Here is a 19,796-nt window from a genome sequence, read left to right on the forward strand (position 1 = left end):
GGCGTCTTCTTTTTGGCATTTACTTTTCATCTAACGAAATAATAATCTCTACACGGCGATCTTTAGCATAGTTTGCAAAATCACCGGCTTGCGTCACCGGCTTAGAATCCGCTCGCCCTTCCACTCTTAAGTTGGTCGGCTTTACAAATCCTAACTCAATTAAATACTCGCCCACTGAAGCGGCGCGCGAAGCCGACAAATCCCAGTTAGTGCGAAAACGACGGCTACCGGTTAAGGGTATCCTATCCGTGTGGCCACGCACCAAAATCTTTGCATCATCTATATCCCTAACAGGAAACATCCGCCGCAACTCAACCCTAAACTCAGGCAATAAATCCGCACTACCTGAACGAAACAACGCTTCACCTTCAAAGGTCAAATGCACCGTTTGATCCTCCGGGTTAACATCAACATTTACATCTTGCTGCTCTTCAAAGATTTCCTGAATGATCTGCGCCATCTGCTCAAACTTTTCGTTTTCCTCATGATCATTTTCTACTGGCGAATCAGGGTGCATTTCAATAATAGTTTTACCATCATGCTCAAAGATACCACTTTTTGCATCACCAAATACGCTTTGTAGCGAGGTGGCGATTTCTTGAAACTTATGGTCCTCTATCGAACTCATCGCATAAAGCAATGCAAAAAAGGCCATCAACAGCGCCATTAAGTCAGCAAAGGTCACCATCCACCCGGGTGCACCCTTTTTACAGGGTTTAGCAGGTGGGCACTTATTTTCACTCATTAGGACGTCTCAGGTAACTGATAAAAGTCATGGGTTAAATAGGGTTTGACGGCTTCTCGCATAATCATCGGCGACTCGCCGTTTTTGATATACATCAAACAAATCGCAATCATCTCGCGCTCATGCACCGTCACCGCCTGCCAAGACGCAATTTTTTCCGCCATCGGAATAAAGGCCGCGTTGGCGACAATCGCACCGTACAGCGTCGTCAACAATGCCACGGCTAACGAGGGGCCGATGGCCGACGCATCTTCGAGGTTACCCAACATCAAAATCAGGCCGATAACCGTACCAATCATCCCAAACGCAGGCGCGGCGTCAGCCATTGAGTCTAACACCGCTTTGCCACGCTGAGCCTGGTTAATCACATTTTGAATTTGATCCGATAAATAACGCTCAAGCGATTTAGCATCCGGTGCCGCCAACATATAGGCTAAGCCATCATCGTAAAAATCATTGCCCGACGATTGGCCCTCAATCGAAATTAACCCCTCTTTACGGGTTTTCTTTAAAAGCTCTTCGGTAATATTAACCAACTCATTTAAATCCGTGACATCTTTACGTCCTTTTGCTGCCAAAGTCGCTGTTTTAAATCCCTTACCAATATCTTTAAAGTTATATTTCGCGATGGTCGCACCGACGGTCCCCCCGATAACAATTAGAAAAGAGACCGCATCAAAAAAGGCGCCTAACCCCCCTCCCATCAACATAGCCAAAATAATAAAGACAAAGGCAACGGTAATGCCAACAAACATCATAATAACGGCCCTTTTATAAGGATGTAACAGTTATAAATTAAAGATAATTGCAAATTCTATAGAAAACACAAGGATTTGTGTAAAAATTTGTGCCTTAAAATCACTGGGGGAGATAGGTTTATTCGACAGAACCTCGTCCTCCCTCACGCTTTAGGAGGATTAATAGGCAGGACCGACTCGATGCGATAAGGTGCCAGGACTAAACAATACTAAAGCAATACTAAAACAATTGAGCTGTCAGTTTATCGAGATCTTCTTTGCGAATCGGCTTGGTCAGGTAACCATTCATACCGGCTTCACGCGCCGCTTGACGATCCGCAGGTGTATCATTACCGGTCAGCGCCAAAATCGGTGTGCGAATACCGGCTTTTCTGATTTGTCGCGTGGTTTCTAACCCATCCATACCCGGCATCATCACATCCATTAAAATCAAATCAAAAGACTGGCAAGACAAGCGCTGGATCGCCTGCTCACCACTGCTCACAGCCTCAACCTGGTGACCAAATTTAGTCAGCAGTGCCGTTTGAATTTTATGTAAAAACAAGTCATCATCAACCAGTAAAAGTGTTAAGTTTGTTATCGACATGCCACCAAGCCTAATTAAAAAAAGTTATTTTAACGTTGTTTTGCGGCGTGAGCCAACCACTTTTCCAACGTTGTTTTCGTTCCCACGCTGTGCGTGAGAACGCCAGTCCACTCGAGCCGGGAGTGCGTTATGAACTTGCAGAAACTGAGACCGAAACAACAGATCCATCTATACTGAAATTAACAGTGGCTGAGCCAGTTTCATCAGCAACGCTCGGTGCCGTTACCACCACTTGCATCGAACAGTTACCCAGCTCATCGGTACGGTTGCTGTTTGGGCCATAACATTGTGGGGTCACAGTAACTAAAAATCCAGCCGGTCTCTCCAAATAATCAACTGAATGACCGATAGTGATATAAGGCACAAGTATGTCGCTGGCATCTCTAACACGTAAACTAATGTTTGTTGTCCCCACACCAATTTGTTCAACCCCATCCACACTTATCAACTGCAATGGGTGCAATGGCGAAAAACAACCCTCATTGAAAAGAACGTTATGGGATAGTAAAACTTATACTAATGGGTGATGCATTACCCCCCGCACTTATTGTTACGGTCGCTGAATCGCCTGATGCTCCACCTGTGACATTAATTGGCAACCTACAATTTCCATTTGCATTCGTGCGTTGATCCGTGCGCCCAGAACAATTGCCAACTGAAACCGCAAGCAGTCCTGTATTCGTTTCATAACTGACATAACTGCTTAGCGAAACAAAAGGTAAAGGAATCAATGTTGCATCGCGCAACGTGACACTTACCGAACCATCGCTGGAAATGCCGTTATTAATTAACTCAAAGTCATGTAGCGCACTAAAACACGCTCGATTATCAACCGTAGTTGCACCAGTTTCTGAACTCTCAGCCACCACCCAAACCTGGGCTGAACCAGCGGGCGCAGCACTTTCTCGGGTATCCAATGTCGGGTTATCTTGAAAACAACCGGTTAAAATATGTAATTCATCAGCAGGGTAGCGTAAATAAAAAGTTGCATATCCATCTTTGGTGATTGCCTGTCCTCTAACTGGCGTGCCTGTTAGCATATTCATCCCATCAATCTGAGAACTCAATAAAGAAGCGCCTGCGACATAGACAAGGCTACTATTTACAGTCTGACTTTGATAGTTTTTATTAGCCGTTACCGTATTAGCAGTAAAGTTATCTACAAAACGGCTTTTATCTTCCGATTGAGCATTTAACAATAAAACACGGTCCTTGTTTTTCAGTCCTCGTGAGGTATTATTCCGCGTAATGCTTCCCAAGAAAGGAGAGTTCGTATTATCTCTCAACAAACTAGTGCCAGAGTCAAAGGAGGCATTCGAGTCTGGATTCCCTGTATTGACCGCATATCCTGGACTAGGATTATTACTGGCTATCACACTATCCAATACCCCTAAACTGATTACGGTGCCATCAGGAACGGCATTACCAAAACGGTCAGTCACAAAGGCTGAACCCACTCTGCGATACACGCCATTTCCAAGGTTACTAACTGCATTAGCTACCGGATAGCTCAAATTAATCGAGTGAGGTGGCCCTGATGCAATAGAAACTTGCGGTACCACCCCAATTAAACGTGGAGCTAACGAGTCACCATTTGGCATCAAGGCTTCGGCTTCAATCTCAACCACACCAGGTAAAGTCCCAGATTGCAATGTTAACGTCGCCACGCCATTGAGTGTTCTTAATGGCAGTGTCGAGACACCCGAACTGGTCTCCACAACATTACCCGAAGCATCTTTACCAATCAGTTTTTCACCCGCATTGGGACGGGTTTTTAAACTAACTCTTAAATTATTTACCCCCACCTCTGCATCATCAATTAAATTACCTGAAGCGGTTTTGACCGTAATCGTTAAACTGGTCGTGTCTTGCTTACCTACCCCAAACACATAAAGTTGTTTGTTAGCAATATTGAACTCAAGATTAGCTGGATTGCTATTAGTTTCAGAACCAAAGGTAACGGCTCCAGTTATGCTAGGATATTCCAAAATAGAAAGTGTGGCGTTGGAGGCGATGGAGGGGGCTTGTAAAGTAAAAGTCGCACGACCTAATGTTGTTGTAGCTGGGTTGGTTGAAATAATGGCCCCCGCTGTGGTTTGTAGGGTAACCTGAGTGCCATCGGCCACTAAATTGTTATTTGCATCTCTTAAAGAAAGTGTTATCACCGAAGTGCCTAGTCCGTCTGCTGGCAAACTGCTGGGCGAACTAACTAATGTTGAGTTCGCCGCACTCGGTTGAGCTGCACGAAACTGAACCGATGTCTGCGCGCTAACTCCCTCCGAGTATGCCCTAATAAGTGCTGTGGTTGCTTGGGTAGAGGCTTGTAAAAACACCCTAACTGAGCCATTATCATCGGTAGAAATTGTCAGTGCATCGGTTGCGCCGAAAAAATTAGAAGCTGAAGCCGAAAGTAATCCACTGGTTGTAGTTAAGGTTAATTGTGTATTCGGAAGCCTGGCAACCGCGCCAGCAGAACTATTTAAATCATAAGTCACGACATCAATTGCAACAGTTGAAGAAGCATTAGCGTTAATTTCATTATTTCTTGGGGTAAGTTCAATCGAACCTAAAAGGTTTGATATAGCTGCCGTACCAACATTGATATCAAAAGCCGTTGAATTAATACCGTTACTGCTAATGGCTTCAACCACATCTTTTACGCCTAAACCTCCTCCATTTGAACCAGCGCGATAATAAACCATTGCACGGCCAAAGGCATCTGTTGTTGCACTTAACGAGTTCACACGAACTTGTGAAGCGTTATAAACGAAATCTGTTGTTAAGTCAGTAGTTAAATAGGCGCCCGAGTTATTTGTACTGATAGCAAAAGTTACCGCTTCACCGATTAGTTTTAAACCATTAACATCCAACACTTCAGCAAGTAATGTTGAATATCGTCCAGGTTGAGTATTTAGGGGAATAGCGGTTAAGCTAACAGATGAAGCTTGAGAAGCGGTAAAAGTGGTTGTCGCATTCTCAACAAACCCAGCTACAGATGCGGTTACTTTTGCCACTCCCACTTGTGAACTGGTCAAGAAAACAGTCGCTAAACCATTGGAGTCCGTTGTAGCCGATGATTCAGACAATGAACCAAGCGTAGTCAAAAAATCAATCGCTTGATTAGGCATGGGTAAATCAGCGCTACCTATTGCTAACACTTGAAACCCTATCGCTGTAATAGCATTAGCTGGCGCTTCTGCTCCTAATGCGCTCAGTGTGATGCTTTTGAGCGTTTGGTTTGTGGCAGCAGGGTCATTTGTAGATTGCCCTACTGGCGGAGGATTTGAGCTTCTCTGGGCCAATTCTTCGTCTGCGCCGTTACAGGCTATTAGTGTTAGAGTTGCTAGTAGGAGTAGGATGGATTTAATGGATTTCATAACCGTTTTCTTTTAGATAGGGAACATTTTTAATGCTTAGCAAAAACCAGTCCAAGACTAAGCTTAAGACTGGTTTTTATGCTTTTTTAAACTAACTAAACTTTAGCCTGTGACTTGGCTCTGAGGTCTAGTAGTCGTTCTTTGCCTTTGGCGCGTTGGGCGGCGATGACGTCGAGTTGGTTTTGGATCGCTTGCTTGGCTTCCTCATCCGCTGCCTGTTCGAGTTCAGAGCGTAGCTTTTGTTCTTTTTGCTTGAGCCCCTTTAGCACTTCGCGCAGGGATTTAATTGTCTTTTTACACTCTCGCTTTTCTGAATCGAGTAATAAACCGAGTTTTTCTAGCATTTTTTTCAGTTTCATCTTTCGCTCCTAAGGCTTAAGCCTTTGCTTGGTTTTGCGCTGTGTCTGTTGCCAATTGTTCAATCTCATGACCGCTTAGTGTCAAGTCTTGGTTTGATTTTACGTTTGACTCAATTAATATCACTTGTAATGCTTCAATTAGATTACGCCCCAGTTCTACACTGTAGCCTTCATCATTCATAATCGATGTCGCAATAGCCGATTGAATTCGACGGTGACGGATTTTGTCATCCAGTTGCGCAATCAATTGACGCGATGATTTTTCAAGCTCTAACTTTAGCGCATCCATGGATAAAGGAATCACCTCGGCGGGGTCTTTGCGCACAACTTGCAGTGCGCGCAAGAGTTTGGCAATCATTAAGCGCATCGCATCATATTCTTCACGAATCGCTAAATTACCGGATACACCATGTTTGCTGAGGTTTTTATGCAGGTGTTTCATCGCTTTTACTGATTCCACCACATCACGGCTCGCCTGACGCAAAATATAGAGTTCTTCAGTCGCTTCGGGGGTTAATTCTCGCATTTGCGCTTGACCGATAAAATCCACAATTTCATTATGCAGGCTTTTGATTTTATTTTCATAATTATCGTCTAAATCCAGCGGCATAATGCGGCGCGTGTATTTAACCGCCTCTTCTAACGATTCATCAGATTCAATCACCGCGCGACGCAGGCTAATGCCGTGTGCGAGGATGCCATAGGCATTGTCAAAAAGGTGAGCCACTTCTTGACGCACCGCACTCACGGCGGTAGCTGGGGTTTCTAGTGCTTGAGGATAGAGATAAAGCGGTTGCTCGGACGATTCGGGTTTGAAATCAACACGCTTGATCAATTCCGCTTCAAGACGATTAACAAAAGGCCAAAGTAAAATCACACCCAATAGGTTAAACAGTGTGTGAAACAAGGCCAGTTTTAATAAATAACTATCATCGGCGATGCCTAAAAACGAGGCTAAATGATCGACCAACCAAACAAATTGGTTGATAAAAATAATCGTGACAGCCGCGGTTAAAATATTAAAAGTAAGGTGCGCAAACGCCAAGCGCTTGCCCCAAATATTGGAAGCCACCCCGCCCAATAAGGCGGTAATGGTACTGCCTAGGTTTGCACCAATCGCTAAAGCCAGCGCGTTTTCATAGGTGACTTGTCCGGTCGCTAAGGCCGCAATCGTGATCAACAAGGTGGCATGGCTCGATTGCATAATAGTGGTTATCGCCATCCCGATTAAAGTAAACAGCAATACTCCAACCAGGCCTGGTACCGCATAAGCGGTTAAATCAAAGCCAGATTGAAAGGCTTCAAAGCCGATTTTCATGTAGTGAATGCCGAGGAATAAAAACGCCACCCCCATTAAAATAGAGCCGATGCCTTTATAAACTTTATTTTTTTGAAACAGCAATACCACACCAAACACCAACATCGGCATTGCATAACTGGCGATATCGACTTTCAAACCAAAGCCGGCAATCAACCAAGCGCCGGTGGTGGTGCCGATATTCGCCCCCATAATAATGCCGATACCTGCCGCCAATGTAATCATTTGCGCGCCGACAAACGAAATCGTAATTAAAGACACCAAACTACTGGATTGCATCAAGGTAGTGGCCACTGCACCAAAGCTAAAGCTTTTCCATTGGTGACTGGTGGATTTGCGCAACACTGTTTCCAAAGCACCGCCGGTAAAGGCTTTAAAGCCCTCCTCCAATAAAATCATGCCGAACATAAACAGCGCAATGCCGGCGGCAACGTCTTTAAAATCAGGACTGACCCAGAAGCCATAGGCCAGTAGTACAAGAATCGTTGGAAGGAGTACTTTTTTTAACATGTAATAAATCTCAAATAAAATTAAGGGGTAACATTAAGGGGTAGCCAGTTGATCTACCGCAGGATAGTTTATCTTACCTGTGCCCAATAAGGGAATCTGCTCAACAAATAAAATTGTTTTCGGTACGGCTAATTCGCTTAAACCCGCTTGACGAATCGCTTGGGAGACCTGTTGTTTGCTAAGATGCGTGTCATCGGTCACAAGCACAATCCGCTCACCTTTCAGTTCATCAGGCAAGCGCACCGCGACCGCCTGACCTTGATGACATACGCTGGCAACCGCCGCTTCTATCGCTGACAAAGACACCATTTCACCCGCAATTTTAGCGAAGCGTTTTGCGCGCCCTTGAATCGTGATAAAGCCTTGCGCGTTGATGGTGACGATATCCCCTGTGTCGTACCAGCCCTCTTTTACAGGCTCCAAAACACCGGGATTATCGGCTTTAAAATAGCCGAGCATCACATTTGGGCCTTTGACCCAAAGCTGCCCGCCTTCAACCAAGCCTGCTACGGGTTCCAGCCGATATTCCATCCCCGGCACCAACTGGCCGACCGTGCCATGCTGACACATCTGCGGGATATTGACCGCCAACACGGGTGCCGTTTCGGTGACACCATAACCTTCAAAAATCGGTTTATGAAATTGATCACTATACAACTGGCGGGTTTCAGGTTTAAGTTTTTCCGCGCCAGCGACCAGTGCATCAATGCTATAAAAATCATAGGCATCGGCTTTTTTGGCATAACCCCGATAAAAACTATCGGTGGCAAAAAACAACCGCGCATTGGTTTGGTAAATGCGCTCGGGGATAATGTGATAATGCAGCGGCGATGGATGCAACTCGACCCGCGCACCTTTTAACAGCGGCCACAATAACCCAGCGGTTAAGCCAAAACTATGGAAGGTCGGCAAGGCATTAAACACCGGATCACCCGGTAGCAAGCTAAACATCGCGCTGACCTGTTCAATATTCGCTACGATATTGGCATGGGATAACAATACGGCTTTGGGTACGCCTTCCGAACCGGAAGTAAACAATACAACGGCGGGTTCGGAAGGCTTAACAACCCGACCTGGTAGGGTTTTAACCGAACGGCTTAGCGCCTTAAGCTTTAAACTGAGGCCAATCTGTTCACGCAAGTCTTCCAAATATACCAACTCTACCTGTTCGGCTAATTTTTGCGCCAAACTCTCCAACCCCGCCAATTCAATAAATTTTCGGGAGGTTAAAATGGTTTTGAGTTGCGCGGTTTCGCAGGCCGAACGCAAGGCCGCTTCACCAGCGGTAAAGTTCAACATCGCTGGCACACGGCCATACGCCTGTAATGCAAAAAACACCGCCGCCATCCCCGCCACATTCGGCAACATCACGCCAACATAGGTTTGATTAGGCAAGCTTTGATCAAGCTTTAATCCTAAAACCCGAGCCGCCAGCACCAGTTTTTTCAAACCCAATTGATTGCCTTGCGCATCAGAAATCGAGCAGGCCTGGTGACCAAACTGCTGTTTGGCATCGAGCAAAGCTTGGGTTAAATTTTTAGGTTGATAGCGCGCATAGAACTGGCTGTCGCGCATCAGCAGGTAAATCGCCGATTTAAGCTGGGCATGACGCGCATGACCTTTTAATTCAGCGGGAATGTTAAGTGACTGAGGCGCTAAAATCGTTAAGGTAATCTTAGGAAACCAACGGCGTTTAATCCAGCGTACTCGGCCATCTAAATAAGAAAAACGACTCAAATGCGCATTATCAATATGCACGGGTAAAATCATAGCGCCAGTCTTATCCGCCACTAAGCCGGTGCCTTCATACACTTTCATCAAGCCGCCAGTGGTGCTAATGCGCCCTTCTGGGAAAATCATGCCTTGTTTACCGGCTCTTAATGCCTCAATCATGTGCTTGGCGGCCAGCGGACTGCGCATATCAACCTCAATAAAGTCCGCCAGCTTTAACAACCAACGCTTCCAACCGCCGGTATGATCGGCATGAATCATAAAGGTGGTGCGCCCCGGCACAAATAAGTCAATCAAAGGCCCATCTAGCAACGATTGGTGGTTCGCCACGATTAGCATCGGCGTTTGGCTTTGATCCACTTTTGTATAGTGCTCCAGCCCTCTCACCTCTACCCGCCACAACAGCTTAAACAACCACCTTACTAGTGTTTTCATCTCGCCTCCTCAATATGTTTAGTGGCTCTTCTCCGCTCAAGCATGTAAAAAACCAAATAACCAGAGCGGTATTTTTTTACTAGTCCCCACTTCTATGCCATCTAAAGCAAGATAAGCAGGACGTTGTTGTTGCTTTAATTGGCTAAAATCCTTTGAGCGGCCGCCAATTTCGAATACCCATTGCTCATCTACCAAAAAATCACCTTGATCACAAAACTCAATCCGATGATGACGCCCCAACTGCGACGCAAAAAACGATTCCCTTAAGGTACCTATTTCAGGCGCTATACACAAGGCACTAAACAGATTAGGATGGAATAAATAGAGCTTGTCTGCTTTCCTAATTGTTTTATATTTTTTTAACTCATGCGGAACTTGACGAACCAATTCGCCGCGCTCTAAATAATCTAAAAACTTATAGAGTGTCGGCTTTGATAATTCGACACTTGTAGTGATCTTTTCAATCGACAACTCCAGTGGTTTAGAGCGACAAATAACCACCAACAGTTTTTTTAAAAAATCGAGTTTATCGGGTTGGATATTAAATATCATGCCTAATTCTAACTGAATAACAAGATTAATCGTATCCGTTAATCGCTGGGCGTAACTATTAGGGTCTTCATAATAAAATGGATAAGCACCCGTTTTTAAATATTGATTAAACAGCGGGAGTATTTTTAATTCGCCTAAGGCTTGGGTAACCGCAAAAGCCGATTCCATTGGCTGATTCAAAACATCCTGCAAACTAAATCCAGGCATAACAAGACCCGTGGCAATTTCAATCGATTCTTTTAAACTCAATGGACTTAGCGAAAACATCGAAAACCTGCGCGCTAAATCTGGGTGGGTAAGTGAGATCGCAGAGGATCCAGAAAAAATCACACGAATAGAAAGAAAATCATAAATTGACTTCAGCGATTGTTCAAATCCGTCTGACTCATGGATTTCATCGACCACTAAGGTTTTAATGCCATATTGCTCAAAAAACTGGGCTAACGCAAATAAATTAACCCCTTTATAAATAGGATGATCACAAGAAATATACAGGGTTTCACTCAATGGCAAATGTTGTTTTTTTAGCCACTGTAACATCAAGGTCGTTTTGCCAACACCGCGAGAACCATAAATACCAATAATTCTGGCTTTAGATAAACCCACTTGACTCAGGCATTCACGTTCATAAGCGGGTAAAGGCTTTTTAAGCAAACCCAAATACAATAATTGAGAAGATTCAAGTATATTTTCCATAAAACCCCTTTTTAGTAAAATGTATTTTACTAAAAAAATATATAAAGTAAAATAGATTTTACTTACATCTTTAACCATCCTGATGTAACACGACACGTTTGCGCCAGTGCCATTCTATTAGCGCCATTAATAATATCGCGACAACCAGGCCTGAAGCGACGGATAACCAATTTAAGCCGATGCTGTAGCCGAGCATAATCAATATTGCCGAGCCAACCATAAACAAGGCGTTCATTACATTATTCAATGCAAACGCTTGGGCTCTTTCTTCATCGGCGACTTGACGCTGAAGTTGGGTATAGAGCGGTACCGCATAGGCACCCGCCAAGATGGCTAGTAACAATAAGTCAAACATCACCCGATTGCCCGGCCATTGGATTAAATACTCAGTCAAGCTGAGCAAACTGGTTTGCACAGGCACTTGCGAGCTTGCCCAGAGTGCATCCACCAGCGCCAGCGCCATTAAAACCAACAGAAACGGTTGATAACGCAATTGCGTGCGGCCTTTTAGATGGCGGTTAATCGCCCAAGCACCTAGCGCAAAACCCAAGGCAAACAGCGCCATAAATAACACCGCGACCTGCTCATCGGCATACAGAAAGTCTTTCACCCACAAGGGAAACTGACTCAGCAACGACGCGCCAATAAACCATAAAAACGAAATCGCCACCACAATATAACCGCGCCCATCGGCAAAATGATTAAATGTGTTTTTGAAAATTGACCACCAGGCCTGGTTGTTAATTGGCTCATTTTGAATCGATGTTTGAGCAGATATTGGCAGTGAACTTGGCAGAAAACTTGGCTGTGAAATCGCACTATTAAGCGGCACCCAACGGCTAGCTGTATAGCCGATTAACGCCAGCGCGAGCATTAAGCCGCTTAATACCATAATACCACCTTCGCTGAGCACCACCAGCCCGCCAATGACGGTACCGATTAAAATAGCGACAAACGTTGAACCACTAAACCACGCATTGGCTTGCATCAACAAGCCTGAAGGAACCTGCTCTGGCAGAATTGAATATTTAATTGGCCCAAAAAACGCCGACTGTACTCCCAGTAAAAACAACACCATCAACATCAAACCAATTTCACCACTCACTAACGCCAAGGACGCTAGTAACATAATCAACACCTCGGCTAGCTTAATTTTGCGCATTAGCCAAACTTTATCCCAACGATCAGCCAAATAACCGCCATAAGGTGAAAACAAGAAAAACGGTAAAATAAACAGCCCCGCCGCCAGCGTAATCGTCAAGCCCGCATCGCTATCCACCATAATTCGATAGGTAATCAGCATCACCAGTGCGTTTTTAAACAGGTTGTCGTTAAATGCCCCCAAAAACTGCACCACAAACAGTGCAAAAAATTTAGGTTGGCGAATCAGATTCGAATCGGATGGCATAGGCTACCTTAATTGTTGATCTGAGCGCGCATCCCAGATTTGAGAAGGCTGCGATAAGCCACCCAATGCGCCAGCTAAACACCAAACCTGATCGGCAAAATAGTGTTTAATTTGTTGACAATTGAGGGCGGGCGCTAAGCCTGCAGGGTTGGCGGATGTGGATACGAGTACACCTTGCTCGCTGGCTTCACAAAGAGATTTAACGATAGGATGATGGCTGACACGCACCGCCACCGAGTCATGCTCGCCGCTAATCCAGTTTGGGCACGCCGCCGTTTTAGGCAGTACCCAGGTTATTGCTTGCGCAGGATTTTTCCACGAATTTAATACTTTTTCTGACCAGGCCTGGTGGTAAAGTTGGGTTAAATTTGACAACGCATTCGGGTCTGCGGCGACCAAAATTAAACCTTTTTCAACAGAACGTTGTTTTAAACGTAAAATCTGCTCAACCGCTTGCTGGTTAAAAGGATGACAGCCTAAACCAAATACCGCTTCAGTTGGGTAAGCAATCACCTCACCAAGTTGTAATTTTAATATTGCTTGCGCAATGCGTTCATCCATAGCTCTCAATCCAAAAAGAATAAAATTAAAACAACTATTTTAGGCGAGTTGGCTTCACTTTAGCGGATATTTAACCCGAATATTTCGCTTCGGGTTAAGCGCCTGTCGGCTTAGTTGTAATACGCCTTATACTAATCTACAAACCTAGGAGCCTGTCGGACTAAACCGGTCGAAGCGAAAAAAACCCATATACCCGGCTCCTGATATGGCAATTTTTACTTTAACTCGCTACCGTCTCGAATGGACTGGCGTTCCCTCACATAGCGTGGAAACGCAGAAAGAAGTGTGCATACGTTAGGCGGTAAACGACGGAAATATAAGCGCTGTTTGGATAAATTAAATGTCTTGCCTCTATAAAAACATTTATAATACTGTACTTTAAAATTAAGTAATAGTGGAATTTATATGTTGTACTTGCCATTCTCTATCAACACAAAAGCCCGCTGGTTGGGCGTAATGTTTTCTATCCTTTTTACATTCACTCATGCATCTGCCGCGCCCACTGCACAAGAGATTGAACTGTTTAAAAGCCTGCCCGCTGCACAGCAGCAAGCCCTGATTGAACAGCAAACGAGTGGACAAACCTCAAGTACACCATCTAGCGCCCCGGCGCCTTTTACGGATACAGTTAAACCGCTCCCTACTGAAAACAAGCCCTCTGAAAATAAAGCGGTTGAAGAAACAGTAGAAGTCGCTATTGCAAACGAGCCCGCTTTAGCTCGATTCCAAGGACTGAGTGCGCCTCGCAACCAGCTGGCTACAACACGCCTTGAGCGCTTTGGCGCCGGATTGTTTGCTGGACAGCCCACCACCTTTGCACCTACCAACGATGCGCCCGTTCCACTAGACTACTTATTGGGCCCAGGTGATCAAATTATTATTCAATTGTTTGGCTCACGAAATGAGCGTTTCCAGTTAACGATTGACCGCAGTGGCTTTGCCACTATTCCGCGCGTTGGAACGGTAAATCTATCAGGGCTCACTTTTGAGCAAGCCAAACAGGTTTTAGAAAAACGTTTGGAAACACTAGGCGTGGGTATCGACCCGGTTATTACTATGGGTGAAATGCGCTCATTTCGCGTTTTTGTAATGGGTGAAGCCCGGATGCCAGGCGGCTACATGGTATCAGGCATGGCTTCAATTACCCATGCACTCTACATTTCAGGCGGCATCTCCAACATAGGCTCATTTCGCAATATTGAACTGCGTCGCCAAGGTGAGCTCGTTGCCAGCCTAGACTTGTATGATCTTTTAACCAAAGGCGACAACTCAAGTGACATCCGCCTACAACCAGGTGATACCGTATTCATTCCAGTTCAAGGCAAGCAGATTTCTTTAATGGGCGAAGTCCATCGTCCGGCTGTATATGAGGTTAAAAACGAAAAAAGCTTCCAAGACATGGTTAAGCTAGCAGGCGGTTTAACCTCAAAAGCCTATGCCGAAAACACCAAGGTCACCCGTATACAAGACAATGGTTTTGCAACGGTTTTAGGTCTAAATCTTAATAAGTCATCTGATCTAAAATCTAGCTTTCAAAATGGTGATCTTGTCAAAGTACCGGGCCTTGTGGATGAGCTCGACTCGGTGGTCAGTTTAATCGGCGAAGTACAGCGCCCAGGGGTCTATCCTTGGTTTAACGGCATGGTTTTACAAGACATCCTGCCCAATGTGCGCACCTTTAAACGCGACGCAGATCTGGGCTACTTGGTGATTCTTCGTCAAGAAAACCCTGGCGATAACTACCATGTGGTGACCCAATCATGGTCAAGCAATAATCGTACAAACTTAAAAGCCGGTGACCGTGTATTTGTATTTTCTAACATGTCAGAAGAAGCCCGTGCCGATTTATTAAGACAGGTTACAGGCTACCTTGACGAGCAAAAAACCGCTTCTGAACCAGCACAAATTGCAAGCATTGCTGGGAATGTTCGTTTTGCAGGCCGTTATCCTATTGAGCAAGGCATGTCATTGCATGATCTTGTTTTAGCATCAGGTGGCTTATTGGCAAAAACAGATGAAAACTACATTCTAGTTCGCCATGAACACCCCAGAACCGGCCACCTATCATTTTCTCGCTATAAATACGCTGAGCTCAACAATGTCAAAATTAAGCCTTATGATAAAGTCTATTTGTTTGATTTAGAGCAGCAAAACCGTGCGGCGCTTTTGGCTGCGGATATCACCGTTTTAAATAGACAATCTTCACAAAATAAGTTACCTGCGGTTGCCTCTATTTCAGGCATGGTGCGCCATAATGGCACCTTCCCAGTTCCTGAAAATAGTACCGTGGCCTATTTGCTAGACGCCTCTGGTGGCTTGAGACAAAAAATTGACGAGGACTATATTCTTGTGCGCAGTGAAGAGCCTAGAACCGGAATGCTCAGCTTTAATCGCTACCGACTAACTGAACTCGATCAGGTCGCACTCAAGCCCAAGGATAAGGTGTATGTGTTTGATGTTGAAAGTATGAACCGTTCCGAACTTTTGGCAGGTGATATAGAAAAACTAATGACACAATCATCACAAAACAATCCGCCTCCGATCGCCACCGTTTCAGGCCTGGTCAGAAATGCAGGAACCTTTCCCCTGTCAGCCTCTAGCCGAATCAGTGATCTTATTGAATTGGCCGGTGGTTTAAGCATTAACGCGGTAAGCACAGAAGCTGACCTTATAAGAACCCGGATTATCAACGGCGAAGAGCGTACAACTGAGGTGGAAACTATCAACCTGTCCGCTGTGATGGCTGGCGACACTCGCGCAAATCTACTGGTCGAACCTGGCGATCAAGTTATTATTAAACGTGTAGCTAACTGGGAAGATTCCGCGAGAAGCATTCTCGTTGAGGGTGAGGTACGCTTTCCTGGCCGTTATACGATTGAACCAGGTGAAACCCTAGAAACCATACTCGTGCGCGCAGGTGGGTTCACTCAGTGGGCGGCGCCCAATAATGCGGTATTCTTAAGAGAAAACTTAAAAGCTCAAGAAAAGCGCGAACTTGAAGCGGCGGCCGATGAGTTAGAGAAAAACCTACTCCTCAGCGTGAAGGCCGATGCGGGTTTTTACACCACAGACCCAGGTTCTATTTTGCAGATGGGAAATGCCTTGGTTGAGCGCATGCGTCAATCCCCTGCACTCGGTAGGCTGGTCATTGGTTTGGATCCCGCCAACGAAAGACGTTATCGGTCGACCATGCAAATGACATTATTAGATGGTGATCGTCTAGTAATCCCACCAAGACCAACAGAAATCGTGGTAACTGGCGAAGTGTTACGCAGTGTTTCGTTTATTTATCAAGCAGATATGTCGATTAATGATTATATAAGACAAGCAGGCGGCATTTCTAAACGCGCAGACAAAAAGTCTATATTTATTGTTCAAGGTGATGGCACGATAGAGCATTACAGCATGGGATTGTTTAGCTCGTTTAATAACATCAAGCTTCAGCCTGGCGCAACCATTGTCGTACCCATGGACGTGGAACGTGTTAACCCGCTGCTAAAATGGAACAGTGTAGCCAAAATTCTAGCCAATTTTGCGGTCACAGCGGCGACGCTTAAAACTTTGGGGGTCATTAACTAATGGAAAAGCCATTAAATACGACATCATCAACAGAAGACACAAAAAAACGCAATCAAGCTGAGACGCGTCGAGAAGAGCCACACTATGATGATGAAATTGATTTGGTCGAGTTGTTTCAAGCACTCTATAAGCGCAAGTTTTTCATTATCGGGCTTTCTTTGTTATTGGGCGTGATTGTGGCGGCGTATTCACTCACCATTCCCAATCAATTTAAGGCGCAGGCCACTCTAATGCCCGTTGGTTCTGGTGGAGGTGGGCTTGGTCAATATGCGGGGCTAGCAGGCTTAGCAGGTATCAGCTTACCTAGAGGTGAAACACCCAAGTCTGAAGAAGCCTTAACAATCTTACGTTCTCATCGGTTTTTAAGTGGATTTATTGACCAATACCAACTCAAGCCACTACTTTTTCCCGACAATTGGGATAAAGAGCAAAGTCAATGGATTGTGGGTGAACCCGGCTTGCGTTCTCGCATTATGGCTTCTTTGCGTGGAACGCCAGATGATACCGGTGAATCAAAAGCTTACGAAGGTCAAGAAATCCTGTTGCCCGGTGAGCCTAGCATGCAACGTTCGGTAAATAGGTTGCGCGGTGCGTTGCAAGCGAACGATGGTGGTAGAACAGGTGTCATCACTGTTGCTATAGAGTGGACAGATCCGGTCTTAGCGCGTGACTGGGTTAACTTACTAGTGCGGGATATTAACGAACACTTGCGTCATCAAGAAATGCAAAGCGCGCAACGTTCAATTGATTTCCTTGAGCGTCAAATTCAACAAATTAGCCTAGTAGAACATCGCCAGGTTGCCTTTAAGATTATCGAAGAAAACCTCAAAAGCCTAACGCTTGCGCAAACCGAAGCGGATTTTGTGTTTAAAGTCATCGATCCAGCCATAGTACCCGAAAACAGATCAAAACCTAAGCGCAGCCTCATGGTTGCCGTTGGGTTAGTTTTAGGTTTTATGTTAGGGGTGTTTATCGCACTAATATTAAACTGGCGTGAAAAAAGAGCCGAAGACACTCTACTTAATTGAAATTAAATATCGACGGATTCAAGCGGCTATTTACAACCAGGCCTGGTTGCAAATAGCCGCTTTTTTATGCGTTTTAAGCCGCCTTGGTTAAGCTTAAAATACCGCAGTGGCGTAACAGTGCCTCTATCTGAGGTTCACGGCCACGGAATGCCTTAAACAACACCATCGGATCAATTGAGCCGCCTGCCGCCAGTATAATGTTTTTAAACTTATGACCGGTTTCTGGGTTTAATATGCCGGTTTCTTCAAACAAACTAAACGCGTCCGCCGATAATACCTCCGCCCACTTATAGCTAAAATAGCCCGCCGCATAGCCGCCAGCAAAAATATGACTAAAGCTATGGGCAAACCGATGATAGCTAGGCGGCATCACCACCGCAACCTCGGCACGCACTCGCGCAACCAGATCACTCAAGGGTTCAGGGTTTTGTGCATCGTACTGGGCATGTAATAAAAAGTCGAATAACGAAAACTCTAGCTGACGCGCTAGCATCATCGCTGACTGAAAGTGTCGGCTTTGCTGTAAGGCGCTTAACAAATCATCGGGGAGTGTTTCGCCTGTATCGAGATGCGCAGAGATGAAATCTAACCCTTCGCGCTCCCAACAAAAGTTTTCCATAAACTGCGACGGTAACTCGACCGCATCCCAAGGCACACCGCTAATCCCTGAGATATTCAAATGCTCCATTTCGGTAAGCATATGGTGCAAACCATGACCAAACTCATGGAACAGCGTGGTGACCTCATCATGGCTTAAACAAGCGGGCTTATCGCCAATCGGTGGGGTGAAGTTGCAAACTAAATAGGCAACGGGCAAATGCAGCTCACCCTGCGGATGACGCCAACGGCTTTGTACCACATCCATCCAAGCGCCACCGCGTTTGTTTTCTCTGGCATATAAATCTAAATAGAAGCCTGCAATCACCTGGCCATCGGTATTATGCAATTCATAATAGCGCACCGCCTCATGCCAGACAGACACGCCGGTCTTTTGTTCGACCTGCACACCAAACAACTTCTCAACAATCTTAAACAAGCCACCCAGTGTGTGCTCTACTGGAAAATAGGGTTTCAGTTGCTCTTGAGACAGGCTGAGGGTTTGTTGTTTAAATTTTTCGCTGGCATAGGTGATATCCCAGGGCTGTAGGTCATCAATCGCTAAATTAGACTTTGCAAAAGCTTGCAGTGTGGCGAGTTCGTTTTGCGCCTGAGGTTTAGATTTGTGACTTAAATCACGTAAAAAATCGATAACCTGATCGGTTGTTTCGACCATTTTGGTGGCAATCGAATAGTCGGCATAACTTGCAAAGCCAAGCAACGCCGCCTTTTGCTGACGAAGTTGACGAATTTCTTCAATTAAAGCAGTATTATCAAACTCGTTATGCTCACTTTGATCTGACGCACGGGTGGCAAACGCGCGATAGACCTCTTCGCGCAGCGCGCGGTTATCGGCATGCGTCATCACCGCTAAGTAACTGGGGAAGTCCAGGGTCACGCGCCAACCCGCTAGCGCTTTTTGCTGGGCATATTGCGCCAACAACCCCTGCGCTGACTCAGGCAAACCCTGTAACAAGGTGACATCGCTAATGTGTTTTGACCAGGCCTGGGTCGCCTTTAAGACTTGATTACCAAATTGACTGGATAACTGGGATAACCGTTGGCTGATTTTTTTATATTCCGCCTGCTGCTCGCTCGGCAAATCAATGCCCGATAATCGAAAATCGCGCAGGGCATTATCAATCACCTTTTTTTGCGCAAGGCTGAGTTGCGCATAAGCATCACTGTTCGCTAAGCCATCAAAACGCGCAAATAACTCGGCATTCTGTCCCAGCTCGGTGTAATACTCGGTGACCTTTTGCATCGCCGCATCATAAGCCGCATGCCAATCATCCGCATTACGCACCGAATCTAAATGCCCAATCGGCCCCCAAATACGCTCGAACTGCTGATCAATCATTTCAAGCGGCTCAACCAAATTTTGCCAGCTCGGTGCTTGGCTACTGGTCACTATTTGACTTAAAGCTAAGCGACTATCCTTCAATAATTGATCAATCGTAGGTTCAATTTGATGGGCGCTAAGCGCATTGAAATCAGGCAGTTGATTTTTTAAGAAAGCGGTTTGCATGAATAAAGAGTCCTTTTAACAAAAATAA

The 19,796-nt window shown here is 45.4% G+C and carries 14 protein-coding genes; 2 read left to right on the top strand and 12 right to left on the bottom strand.

Annotated features, from left to right (window positions below; genetic code table 11):
- Window positions 1-19: 19 nt before the first annotated feature.
- From NA59_RS04710 to NA59_RS04755, 11 genes are all read right to left on the bottom strand, one after another.
- A complete protein-coding gene (locus tag NA59_RS04710) occupies window positions 20-745 on the bottom strand; it encodes an OmpA/MotB family protein (RefSeq protein WP_083944945.1) in 726 nt (241 codons plus the stop codon).
- Window positions 745-1,503, bottom strand: a complete 759-nt coding sequence (locus tag NA59_RS04715) for a motility protein A (RefSeq protein WP_044408742.1) — start codon at window positions 1,501-1,503, stop codon at window positions 745-747. Before NA59_RS04715 ends, NA59_RS04710 begins: the two co-directional genes overlap by 1 nt.
- A gap of 220 nt (window positions 1,504-1,723) precedes the next feature.
- Window positions 1,724-2,089: a response regulator gene (locus NA59_RS04720; RefSeq protein ID WP_044408744.1), complete on the bottom strand. Its 366-nt coding sequence runs from the start codon at window positions 2,087-2,089 to the stop codon at window positions 1,724-1,726.
- A 127-nt stretch (window positions 2,090-2,216) separates the two neighbouring features.
- Complete coding sequence (locus tag NA59_RS15045; protein ID WP_198401050.1) at window positions 2,217-2,528, bottom strand: hypothetical protein; 312 nt, start codon at window positions 2,526-2,528, stop codon at window positions 2,217-2,219.
- A 55-nt stretch (window positions 2,529-2,583) separates the two neighbouring features.
- Window positions 2,584-5,466: a beta strand repeat-containing protein gene (locus NA59_RS04725; protein WP_044408747.1), complete on the bottom strand. Its 2,883-nt coding sequence runs from the start codon at window positions 5,464-5,466 to the stop codon at window positions 2,584-2,586.
- A 95-nt stretch (window positions 5,467-5,561) separates the two neighbouring features.
- The gene (locus NA59_RS04730) at window positions 5,562-5,825 is read right to left on the bottom strand and encodes a hypothetical protein (protein WP_044408749.1); all 264 of its coding nucleotides are present in this window, start codon (window positions 5,823-5,825) and stop codon (window positions 5,562-5,564) included.
- 16 nt (window positions 5,826-5,841) lie between these two features.
- Entirely contained in the window at window positions 5,842-7,653 is a 1,812-nt protein-coding gene (locus tag NA59_RS04735; protein ID WP_044408752.1) for a Na/Pi cotransporter family protein, read from the bottom strand.
- A 33-nt stretch (window positions 7,654-7,686) separates the two neighbouring features.
- Window positions 7,687-9,819: an AMP-binding protein gene (locus NA59_RS04740; protein WP_044408755.1), complete on the bottom strand. Its 2,133-nt coding sequence runs from the start codon at window positions 9,817-9,819 to the stop codon at window positions 7,687-7,689.
- A gap of 36 nt (window positions 9,820-9,855) precedes the next feature.
- A complete protein-coding gene (locus tag NA59_RS04745) occupies window positions 9,856-11,067 on the bottom strand; it encodes an ATP-binding protein (RefSeq protein ID WP_044408918.1) in 1,212 nt (403 codons plus the stop codon).
- 70 nt (window positions 11,068-11,137) lie between these two features.
- A complete protein-coding gene (locus NA59_RS04750) occupies window positions 11,138-12,475 on the bottom strand; it encodes an MFS transporter (RefSeq protein ID WP_044408758.1) in 1,338 nt (445 codons plus the stop codon).
- A 3-nt stretch (window positions 12,476-12,478) separates the two neighbouring features.
- Complete coding sequence (locus NA59_RS04755; RefSeq protein WP_044408761.1) at window positions 12,479-13,036, bottom strand: L-threonylcarbamoyladenylate synthase type 1 TsaC; 558 nt, start codon at window positions 13,034-13,036, stop codon at window positions 12,479-12,481.
- Window positions 13,037-13,492: 456 nt separating this feature from the next.
- Between NA59_RS04755 and NA59_RS04760 the strand changes: the two genes are divergently transcribed.
- Complete coding sequence (locus NA59_RS04760) at window positions 13,493-16,615, top strand: SLBB domain-containing protein (protein WP_198401051.1); 3,123 nt, start codon at window positions 13,493-13,495, stop codon at window positions 16,613-16,615.
- The gene (locus NA59_RS04765) at window positions 16,615-17,643 is read left to right on the top strand and encodes a Wzz/FepE/Etk N-terminal domain-containing protein (RefSeq protein WP_044408767.1); all 1,029 of its coding nucleotides are present in this window, start codon (window positions 16,615-16,617) and stop codon (window positions 17,641-17,643) included. Before NA59_RS04760 ends, NA59_RS04765 begins: the two co-directional genes overlap by 1 nt.
- A gap of 73 nt (window positions 17,644-17,716) precedes the next feature.
- Here the strand turns inward: NA59_RS04765 and NA59_RS04770 are convergent, their stop codons facing one another.
- Window positions 17,717-19,768, bottom strand: a complete 2,052-nt coding sequence (locus tag NA59_RS04770; RefSeq protein ID WP_044408770.1) for a M3 family metallopeptidase — start codon at window positions 19,766-19,768, stop codon at window positions 17,717-17,719.
- Between the last annotated feature and the right edge of the window lie 28 nt (window positions 19,769-19,796).

It is taken from the genome of Thiomicrospira microaerophila (genome assembly GCF_000934765.1).
GTDB classification, from domain to species: Bacteria; Pseudomonadota; Gammaproteobacteria; order Thiomicrospirales; family Thiomicrospiraceae; genus Thiomicrospira; species Thiomicrospira microaerophila.